At 59.0% G+C, this 9277-nt stretch carries 10 protein-coding genes; 7 read left to right on the forward strand and 3 right to left on the reverse strand.

What is annotated here, in order from left to right; all coding sequences use genetic code 11:
• Positions 1-39 precede the first annotated feature (39 nt).
• The 6 genes from IT585_03250 to rpmA all read left to right on the forward strand — a co-directional run bounded on the left by IT585_03250 (position 40) and on the right by rpmA (position 5897).
• Complete coding sequence (locus tag IT585_03250) at positions 40-714, forward strand: ABC transporter ATP-binding protein (GenBank protein MCC6962245.1); 675 nt, start codon at positions 40-42, stop codon at positions 712-714.
• 5 nt (positions 715-719) lie between these two features.
• Complete coding sequence (locus IT585_03255) at positions 720-1238, forward strand: UvrB/UvrC motif-containing protein (GenBank protein MCC6962246.1); 519 nt, start codon at positions 720-722, stop codon at positions 1236-1238.
• A complete protein-coding gene (locus IT585_03260; protein ID MCC6962247.1) occupies positions 1228-2280 on the forward strand; it encodes a protein arginine kinase in 1053 nt (350 codons plus the stop codon). Before IT585_03255 ends, IT585_03260 begins: the two co-directional genes overlap by 11 nt.
• 25 nt (positions 2281-2305) lie before the next feature.
• Complete coding sequence (locus IT585_03265; protein MCC6962248.1) at positions 2306-4759, forward strand: ATP-dependent Clp protease ATP-binding subunit; 2454 nt, start codon at positions 2306-2308, stop codon at positions 4757-4759.
• A 175-nt stretch (positions 4760-4934) separates the two neighbouring features.
• The gene (locus IT585_03270; protein MCC6962249.1) at positions 4935-5507 is read left to right on the forward strand and encodes a DUF1211 domain-containing protein; all 573 of its coding nucleotides are present in this window, start codon (positions 4935-4937) and stop codon (positions 5505-5507) included.
• A 141-nt stretch (positions 5508-5648) separates the two neighbouring features.
• Positions 5649-5897 carry a 50S ribosomal protein L27 gene (rpmA, locus tag IT585_03275; GenBank protein MCC6962250.1) on the forward strand — a complete coding sequence of 83 codons (249 nt, stop codon included), beginning with the start codon at positions 5649-5651 and terminating at the stop codon, positions 5895-5897.
• A gap of 240 nt (positions 5898-6137) precedes the next feature.
• Here rpmA and rfaE2 read toward each other — a convergent pair whose 3' ends face one another.
• Positions 6138-6620: a D-glycero-beta-D-manno-heptose 1-phosphate adenylyltransferase gene (gene rfaE2, locus IT585_03280; protein MCC6962251.1), complete on the reverse strand. Its 483-nt coding sequence runs from the start codon at positions 6618-6620 to the stop codon at positions 6138-6140.
• A gap of 78 nt (positions 6621-6698) precedes the next feature.
• A complete protein-coding gene (gene rfaE1, locus IT585_03285; GenBank protein ID MCC6962252.1) occupies positions 6699-7691 on the reverse strand; it encodes a D-glycero-beta-D-manno-heptose-7-phosphate kinase in 993 nt (330 codons plus the stop codon).
• Between the two features lie 63 nt (positions 7692-7754).
• On the opposite strand from rfaE1, the gene IT585_03290 reads away from it, so the two are divergent.
• On the forward strand, positions 7755-8060 hold the full coding sequence (locus IT585_03290; GenBank protein MCC6962253.1) for a DUF3467 domain-containing protein: 306 nt from the start codon (positions 7755-7757) through the stop codon (positions 8058-8060).
• Between the two features lie 76 nt (positions 8061-8136).
• Here the strand turns inward: IT585_03290 and IT585_03295 are convergent.
• Positions 8137-9277 (reverse strand): CHRD domain-containing protein (locus IT585_03295; protein MCC6962254.1); only part of this gene is annotated, 1141 nt, incomplete at its 5' end.

Raw genomic sequence — 9277 nt, forward strand, 5'->3', positions numbered from 1 at the left:
GACTGTAGACAGGAGTCAAGAAAGGCGACATGGGACGCCGTGATTCTCGAAGCCAAGGAACTGTGTAAGAACTTTGCATCGGTAGACGGTGAGTTGCGGATTCTGCGCGGGATCGACTTGGAGGTCGACCGCGGGGAGTTTGTCGCGATCACCGGCGCATCAGGAGTGGGAAAGAGTACCTTGCTGCATATTCTCGGCGGACTCGATACGCCCAGTTCGGGAGCGCTGACCGTGGCGGGTCAGCGTGTGGATGCGCTCGGCGAGGTCCAGCTCTCGGAGTACCGGAACAAAAAGTGTGGTTTTGTCTTCCAGTATCACTATCTTTTGGAGGAGTTTAACGCGGTCGAAAACGTGATGATGCCGCTGTTAGTGCGCGGCGAGTCACGGAACAATTCGGAGGCGACCGCGGTTAGACTGCTGGACGAGGTGGGGTTGGGTCATCGCCTGCACCACCGGCCGACCCAGTTGTCAGGCGGCGAATGCCAGAGGGCGGCAGTCGCGCGGGCGATGGCGGGTGCGCCGGAGATCTTGATCGCCGATGAGCCGACCGGAAATCTCGACCATGAGACGGCCGAAACGCTTCACGACCTCCTGGCTCGCTTGAACTCCGAGAAACAAATGACGATCATCGTCGCGACGCACGATTTGTCGCTGGCCGACCGCGCGTCGAGGCGCTTTCGCCTGTCGGATGGACATCTGACGGAGATAGGTTGACAGGTATGTTGTGTGAAGATTGCCGCAAGCAGGATGCGACCGTGCATCTTAAGCAGGTTGTCAACAACCAGAAGGTGGTGCTCAACCTGTGCAGCGCCTGCGCCAAGCGGCGCGGTTTTTCGAACCCGCTGAAGAATATCCCCTTCCCGCTCGCCGACCTGCTTACATCGATGGTACCGACCACGACGTCCCGGCCGGACAACAAGTTGATGGAGCAGCGCTGTCCCGGGTGCGGGCTGTCGTACGACAAATTTGCCAAGACCGGCCGCCTCGGCTGCGGCCAGTGTTTCACCGCCTTCCGGCAGCCGCTGGCCGACCTGCTGCGCAAGATCCACGGTTCGAATCTGCATCGCGGCAAGCGTCAGAATGCGACCGCGGCCGGGATGGACTCGCTCAAGGAAGAGGCGCGGCTGAAGGACGAACTCAAAGCGGCGATCGAGAATGAAGATTTCGAGCGGGCCGCGCATATTCGCGACATGATTCGCGACTTGCAGGTCAAGCTGGAGGCCGATCATGTTCGATAGCATGCCGGAGCGGCTCAGTTCCTGGCTGACCGGTGAGGGCGCGGAATCCTCGATCGTGCTCTCGTCGCGCGTGCGGCTGGCGCGCAACATCAAAGGCCAGACCTTCCCGACGCACGCCGAATCGGAGAGCCGCGAGCAGGTCGTCAGTTTTGTCGAGTCGGCGATTCGCTCCAGCCGCGAGCTGCAGGCGGGCGAATTTCACCGCTCCGAGACGATCGACGACTTGGACCGCGCCTTCTTGATCGAGCGACACCTGATTTCGCCGGAGTTTATGAGTCCGGAGAGCGACAGCGCGATCTTCATCTCCACCGACGAGCGCGTGGCAATCATGGTCAATGAAGAAGATCATCTGCGCATCCAAACGATGAGCCCGGGCTTGTCGCTGGCGGATGCGCTTGGCCAGGCGATGCGCATCGACGACGAGCTGGCCAAGACCCTGGAGTTCGACTTTGACTCCGATTTCGGATATTTGACCTCTTGCCCCACGAATGTTGGAACCGGATTGCGCGCATCGGTGTTGATACATCTGGCCGGACTGGTGCTGACCAAGGAAATCGACTCGGTGATCGATCATATCACCAAGCTGGGACTGGTCGTGCGCGGGTTTTACGGCGAAGGCTCCGATGTCTGGGGCAATTTGTTCCAGATTTCGAATCAGACGACGCTGGGCCGGACGGAGTCGGACATTACGGAAGCGTTGCACAAGATGACGCAACAGATCATCGAATTCGAAAACCAGTCGCGCGACCAGTTGGTGACGCAGGCCGGTAATGAAATTGCGGACAAAATTTGGCGCGCGTTTGGCATTCTGAAGCATGCGCGCGTATTAACATCGGAGGAGGTAATGAATCTCCTCAGCGCGGTTCGGCTCGGGGCGGCGTTGGGCATCGTGTCCGACGTCCCGCTCGAGCGGATCAACAAGATGTTGATTCTGAGCCAGCCGGCGCACCTGCAGAAGTATCTCGGGCAGGCGCTGGAACCGGCGGATCGCGATGTCGCCAGGGCGAACATGGTTCGGGAAATGCTGGCGGAAGTGAATTAGGTTATTCTCTCAGGCGGAGGTATAGATGAACGAGATGTTTTCCGAGCTGGCCCGCAAAGCGATCGAGTATGCCCGTGATGAGGCGGCCAGACTGCGCCACGACTACATCGGGACCGAGCATCTCCTGCTGGGTTTAATCCGTTTGGGCGAAGGCCGCGCCGTCGAGGTCTTCACCAACATCGGTCTGGACATGAGCGAACTGGTCCAGTCGGTGGAAGACGTCGTGCAGCCGGCCGGCGGCACGATGACGATGGGTCAGTTGCCGCTGACCGCCCGCGCCAAGAAGACGCTGGAAGTGGCGGGACAGGAAGCGCGCGCCCTCAAGTCGAAGGAAATTGACACTGAACATATTCTGCTGGCGCTGCTGAAGGATGAAGAAGGCGTCGCCGCGCAAGTGTTGTCGATGTTCGACGTCGATTACAAGGACGTCTACGAAGAACTGAAGAACATCCAGAGCGGCCAGCCGTCGGCGTACGGCAAGAAGCGGAAAAAATCCAAGACACCGGCGCTCGACCATTTCGGCCGCGATTTGACCGAACTGGCCCGCAAGGGCAAGCTGGATCCGATCATTGGCCGCGACAACGAGATCGAGCGCGTGTCGCAGATTCTGTCGCGCCGCAAGAAGAACAACCCGGTGCTGATCGGCGAACCGGGCGTCGGCAAGACGGCGATCGTCGAGGGGCTGGCGCAACGCGTCGTCACCGGTCAGGTGCCGGCCGTGCTGGAAAACCGCCGCATCGTGATGCTCGATATGGCCTCCCTGGTGGCGGGTACGAAGTACCGCGGCCAGTTCGAGGAGCGCCTGAAGGCGGTGATGAACGAGATCACCAATTCGCAGGATGTGATTATCTTCATCGACGAGCTGCATACGATCGTCGGCGCCGGCGGCGCCGAGGGCTCGCTCGATGCGTCGAATATCTTCAAGCCGGCATTGTCGCGCGGCGAATTGCAGTGCATCGGCGCGACGACCCTGAATGAATACCGCAAGTATATCGAAAAAGACGGCGCGCTGGATCGCCGGTTCCACACCGTCATGGTCGAAGAGCCGACGCAGGAAGACACGATCAAGATCCTGCAGGGTCTCAAGGGCCGTTACGAAGAGCATCACCAGATTCTGATTTCGGACGACGCGATTCGCGCGGCGGTGATCATGTCGAACCGCTACATCACCGGCAAATTCCAGCCGGATAAGGCGATCGATATCATTGACGAGGCCGGTTCGCGCGCGCACTTGTCGACCTACACCAAGCCGAAAGAATTCAACGACATGGATGCGCTGATCGCCGAGATCTCGACGAAGAAGGAAGAGGCGGTCAAGAATCAGGAATTCGAGCGGGCGGCCAAGTTGCGCGACGAGCTCAAGTTCAAGAAGGAAGAATACGAGCAGATGAAGCGCAACTGGGAGGTGCAACGCCAGAGCGAGAAGATCACGCTCAAAGAGGAGCATATCGCCGAGATCGTCGCCAAGATCACCGGTATCCCGCTGTTCCGCCTCGAAGAGAAGGAATCGAAGCGGCTGCTGCGCATGGAAGAAGAGCTGAAGAAGAAGATCGTCGGCCAGGAGGAAGCGATTACCGCCCTGACCAAGTCGATCCGGCGCGCCCGCGCGGGCCTGAAAGATCCGCATCGCCCGATCGGCTCGTTTATCTTCCTGGGTCCGACCGGCGTCGGCAAGACTGAACTGACGCGTGTTCTCGCCGAGTTCCTGTTCGAGAATCCGGATGCTCTCGTGCGTATCGACATGTCGGAATACATGGAGAAGTTCGCCGTCAGCCGCCTGATCGGCGCGCCTCCGGGCTACGTCGGTTACGAAGAGGGCGGCCAGCTCACCGAGAAGGTGCGTCGGCATCCGTACTCGGTCGTGCTGCTGGACGAAATCGAGAAGGCGCACCCGGATGTGTTTAACATCCTGCTGCAGTTGCTCGATGACGGCTGCCTGACCGACTCATTCGGCCGCAAGGTGGATTTCCGGAATACGGTGATCATCATGACCTCGAACGCCGGCACGCGCGATATTCGCTCGGGCAAGACGCTCGGCTTCGGCGCCTCCGGTGTGGAAGACGATTACGATGCGATGAAGCAGTCGGTCATCACCGAGATGAAGCGCATTTTCAATCCGGAGTTGATCAACCGAATCGACGAGATCCTGATCTTCCATGCCCTCGGGATGGAACACATCATGCAGATCATCGACATCCAGTTGGCGGAGATGGCCAAGCGGCTGGCGGAGCGGGGTCTGGCGATTCACGTCACACCCGAAGCCAAAAAGTTCATTGCCGAGAAGGGATTCGACCCGGTCTACGGTGCGCGCCACCTCAAGCGCGCGCTGCAGAAGCATCTCGACGACCCGTTGGCCGAGGAGATTCTGGCCGGCCAGTTTGCGGGCGATTGCCATATCGAAGTCGATGTGGCGCCCGACCGCGACAAGCTGATTTTCCGGATCAATGCGACTTCCGAGTCGCACAAGGCGAACGTGTAGGACGCAAGCATAGATTCGATTGACGATTCAAGCCACCGGCTGAAAGGCCGGTGGCTTTGTTTTGGTCACCCGGTAGTGCGAGGAGAAATCAGCAAACCGAGTTACGCCGCCAGCCGTTCATTACAGATTGGGCTGGAAGTGAATTCGAAATGCTCAACATCGAGGAGGAAGAACAGTGACCAAGGGACGCCTGGAGGCATTCAGCGACGGGGTGCTGGCGATCATCATCACAATCATGGTACTCGAACTTAAGGTGCCGCACGACACAAGCTTCGCGGCTCTCAAACCACTGTTACCGGCCTTTCTGAGCTACGTTCTGAGTTTTGTTTACCTGGGAATATACTGGAACAACCACCACCATCTCTTTCAGGCCATCAAACAAGTTGATGGTCGTATTCTCTGGGTGAATATGCACCTGCTGTTTTGGCTGTCACTGGTGCCGATTGTGACTGCCTGGATGGGGGAAAACAGTTTCTCAGCCGGTCCCGTGGCGCTCTATGGCGTCGTCATGCTGTTGGCGGCTATCGCGTACTACATCCTAACAAGAGTGCTTGTCGCCCGCCAGGGCCGGGATTCGGCGCTTGCAGCGGCGCTTGGCCGCGACTACAAGGGCAAGATTTCGGTCTTCCTCTATGCCGCCGCGGTGGCGCTCGCTGCCGTGAGTTGTTGGTTTTCGTGCGCTATCTATGTGATCGTCGCGATCATCTGGCTGGTTCCGGATCGGCGGATCGAGAAGATACTAGCGTGACGAAAACTGTGCTGCCTTGCCCAGTAAACTTTTCCCCTTGACCGCCGACGGTCGGAACGTATATTAGACGATTGCCGCCGGACTGGATTGGCAAGTCTCAGATATTGGCGGCGATTTGAGATTGAAGATTAGGAGGACCCCTTGGCACATAAAAAAGGTTTAGGTTCGTCGAAGAACGGCCGCGACTCGAACGGTCAACGGCGCGGCACCAAGCGCTTCGGCGGCGAAGCCGTCCTGGCCGGTTCGATTATCGTCCGGCAGTGCGGCACCAAGATCAAGCCGGGCCGCAATGTCGGCATCGGGCGCGACAACACGCTGTTCGCGAAGATCACCGGCGTGATCGAATTCGCCAATTCCGGCGACCGCAAGATCGTCCACGTCCTGCCGTAGCGAACCGCGACCACGAAGAATGAAAACGTCCCGTCGAGATGGCGGGACGTTTTTTTTGTTGTCGGAGACAAGGTCCGGAAGTCGTCTTTGAAGCGAACAGCGAGGAGATTGCTTCGTCGCGGCTGAGGGCGGAGCTGAGTGTGATTGTACGTTTGCTCCTCGCAATGACACGGCCACCAGCTCCTGACAACAGACTTATCCGGAGACTATTCCTCGAGAGACGTAGTTGAATGAAGCGCTCTAACTCGACGGCAGCGCCCGGACTTTTTTGATGATCGCTGTCGTCGACAGCCCCGGCACCATGCGCATCCGCACGATTTTGCCGCCGTGGGCGCGTACGAAGTCGGCGCCGACAATTTCCCCGAGCTTATATTGAGCGCCTTTGACGAGCACATGCGGACAGATGGTTTCGATCAGGCGGTCAGGCGTCTTGCGCTCTAAGGGGACGATGTAGTCCACGACGCTCAAAGCTGCCAGCAGTTTCGCGCGGTCCTTGTAGGGGATGATCGGGCGGTGGTCCCCCTTGTTGACTTTGACGGAAGCATCGGTATTCAACCCGATCACTAAAACATCGCCGTGACGTTTCGCGCGCTCAAGGTAGTCGACGTGGCCGGCATGCAGAATGTCGAAGACGCCGTTGGTGAAGACGATACGCTTGCCGGTGCGATGAAGCCGGCGGGCGAATTTGACGAGTTGTGATTTGGCGATGAGTTTCGAGTTCATGCAATTCCTTCCCCACCCTGCGCTGCGCTCCGGGTGGGCTACCGGCTACGGGTGGGCTGCCGGTTAATCACCAAAGCGCTACAGCGATTCGGCGATGGTGTTAAACAGCTCATCTTTGCCGACATACGCCGTGCCGATGTAGCCGACGACAATGCCGGCGGCTTGATTGGCCACGAATGCCGCTTCCAGCCGTGTGGCTCCGGCGGCCATCATGGCGGTCAGGACGGCGATGACCGTGTCGCCGGCGCCGGTGACGTCATAGACTTTCTTGGCGACCGTCGGCAAGTGATTGAAACTGCCGTCCTTTTCAAACAGCGCCATGCCGCGGGCGCCGAGCGTGACCAGGATCGAGTCCAGTTCGAGTTCTTTCAGCAGTCCCCAGCCGACGGCCTGCAGCGACTCGTCGTCGCGGATGCGTTGACCGGCCGCAAAGGCCGCCTCGTGTTCGTTCGGCGTAATCACGGAGACCTGCCGGTAGTTGCGGAAATGCGACTCTTTCGGATCGACCGCAATGAAACGGTTGCGTTTGCGCGCGAGCGGGACGATGCGTTGCAGCAACGGCAGCGTGATGACGCCTTTGCCGTAGTCGGAAATCAGGAGACACTGGGTCTCGGGCAGGCGGCTCTCGATATAGGACACCATCTCGTTTTCGGTATAGCCGTCGATTTCGGCGCGCGATTCGCGATCGGCACGCACGACCTGCTGATTGTGGGCGATGACGCGCGTCTTAACGGTGGTGGGCCGTTTCTGGTCGGAGACCAGCTTGTAGTTGCGAATACCTTCGCGTTCCAGCAGGTGCTTCAAGCGCGTGGCGTTGTCGTCGTCGCCGACCAGCCCGACCAGTTCGGCGTTGCAGCCGAGCGCGCTGATGTTGCGGGCGACGTTGGCGGCGCCGCCGAGTTGCAGCGTCTCTGATTCCACTTCGACGACCGGCACCGGCGCTTCGGGTGAGATACGATCGACCTTGCCCCACAGGTATTGGTCGATCATGACATCGCCGTAGACCAGCACGTTGCCGCGCGGCAGGTCGTGGAAGAGTTGTTTCAGGCGCGCTAAGGTCAATATCGACAAGGGAATCTCCTTGACAGCGGGGCGTATTATATTACACTCCTCGGGCGATGACAAGGAGGAACGATGAACAATAAGCCGCCGACCCAGCAAATCCAGATGGAGTTGCGCGAACCCGAAGCCGAGGGCATCTACTCGAACCTCGTCATGATCGGCCACTCGCCGTCCGAGATCATCTTTGATTTTGCCCGGCTGCTGCCCGGAACGCCGAAGGCGCGCGTATTTGCCCGGATCATTATGACCCCGCAGAATGCCAAGGCGCTGCTGAAGACACTGGAGGACAACCTCAAGAAGTACGAGGAAAAATTCGGCGAGATCAAATTACAGGGAATGCCCGACCAGAAGAATATCGGCTTTGCCAAGCCGGAATAGCCGGAAGTCAAACGGCAAGAGCAAGAGGCGCCCTGCAGTTGCAGGACGCCTCTTTTCATATTCGCCGGATCAAGTCTCAGCAGTGCGGAGCCGGTCCGCCCGCAAAGATGTAATTGATCAGGTAGACGGCATCCGAGATCGAGATCGCCGATGAGCCGTCGGCATCCCCCAAACAAGTCGGCGCCGGCGCCGGACCGCCCGCGAAGATGTAGTTGATCAGGAACACCGCATCGGAAATCGAGAAAGCGCCGCTGCCGTCGGCATCGCCGCACTTGCAGGCCGGCGGCGGATTATCGATCTGCCCGCGAATTTCTTCCACGGGGAACGCTGTCGAGTGCACGTTGACGTACAGTTCCCTCTGGAACAGATCGATGATATCGGCCGCACCCAGGTACCAGAATTCCTTGATCGGGCTGGTGAACTGGCTGAAGCCGAACAAGATCGGACCGCTGACACAAGCCGCGCCGCGGTGCACGTGCCCGTCGATCGGACTGCCGACATTGTGCGTCAGGTTGATCGTCATTTCTCGCCCGCCGCGCTTGAGTTCGATATTAGCCGTGCCGAGGGCCGGACTGCCGGTGCCGGCGCAGGCGTTGGCCTGCGATTCGTCCAGCGGGAAGCTGAATGAGAACTCCTCGTCAAGCACCAGTTGGCCGCGGATTTCACCGGACGGAAACGCGGTTGAATGGATGTTGATATAGAGGTTGCCGTCGAGCAGTTCCTGTACGTTGGCCGGTGTCAGATTCCAAGTCGCGCTAATCGGACTGACAGAACTGGCGAAGCCGAAGCGAATTGGTCCTTCGACGTTGGGCGCGCCGAAGTGCACGTGGCCGTCGATCGGGCTGGTGACATTGTGTTCGCAGTAGATGGTCAGCCGCTTAAGATCTTTCGACAGGGTACAAACAGCGAAACCCGTTGCGGAGGAGCCGGTGCCGGCGCCGCCGTTCGCCTTCGCGCCATTGAGCTGCGACGAGACGTGGATGTCCTGCCGGACGATTTGCCCGCGGATTTCACCCGAGGGAAACGCGGTCGAGTGAATATTGATGTAGAGTTCGCCCTGCATCAGGTCTTTGACATTCAGCGAATCGAGATTCCAGGTTTCGTTGACCGGGCTTTGGGGATTGGCAAAGCCGTAACGAATTGCACCCTCGACCCCCGGCACGCCGAAATGCACGTGGCCGTCAATCGTGTTCGGAACATCATGGGTCACATCGATG

Source organism: Candidatus Zixiibacteriota bacterium (genome assembly GCA_020853795.1).
In the GTDB taxonomy this organism is placed as follows: Bacteria; Zixibacteria; MSB-5A5; order CAIYYT01; family CAIYYT01; genus JADJGC01.

Excerpts from the sequence above, each read along its gene's own strand:
- rfaE2 (MCC6962251.1), bottom strand. The coding sequence starts at position 6,620 with ATGAACTCGAAACTCATCGCCAAATCACAACTCGTCAAATTCGCCCGC.
- IT585_03290 (MCC6962253.1), top strand. The coding sequence starts at position 7,755 with ATGAACAATAAGCCGCCGACCCAGCAAATCCAGATGGAGTTGCGCGAA.
- IT585_03265 (MCC6962248.1), top strand. The coding sequence starts at position 2,306 with ATGAACGAGATGTTTTCCGAGCTGGCCCGCAAAGCGATCGAGTATGCC.
- IT585_03260 (MCC6962247.1), top strand. The coding sequence starts at position 1,228 with ATGTTCGATAGCATGCCGGAGCGGCTCAGTTCCTGGCTGACCGGTGAG.
- IT585_03255 (MCC6962246.1), top strand. The coding sequence starts at position 720 with ATGTTGTGTGAAGATTGCCGCAAGCAGGATGCGACCGTGCATCTTAAG.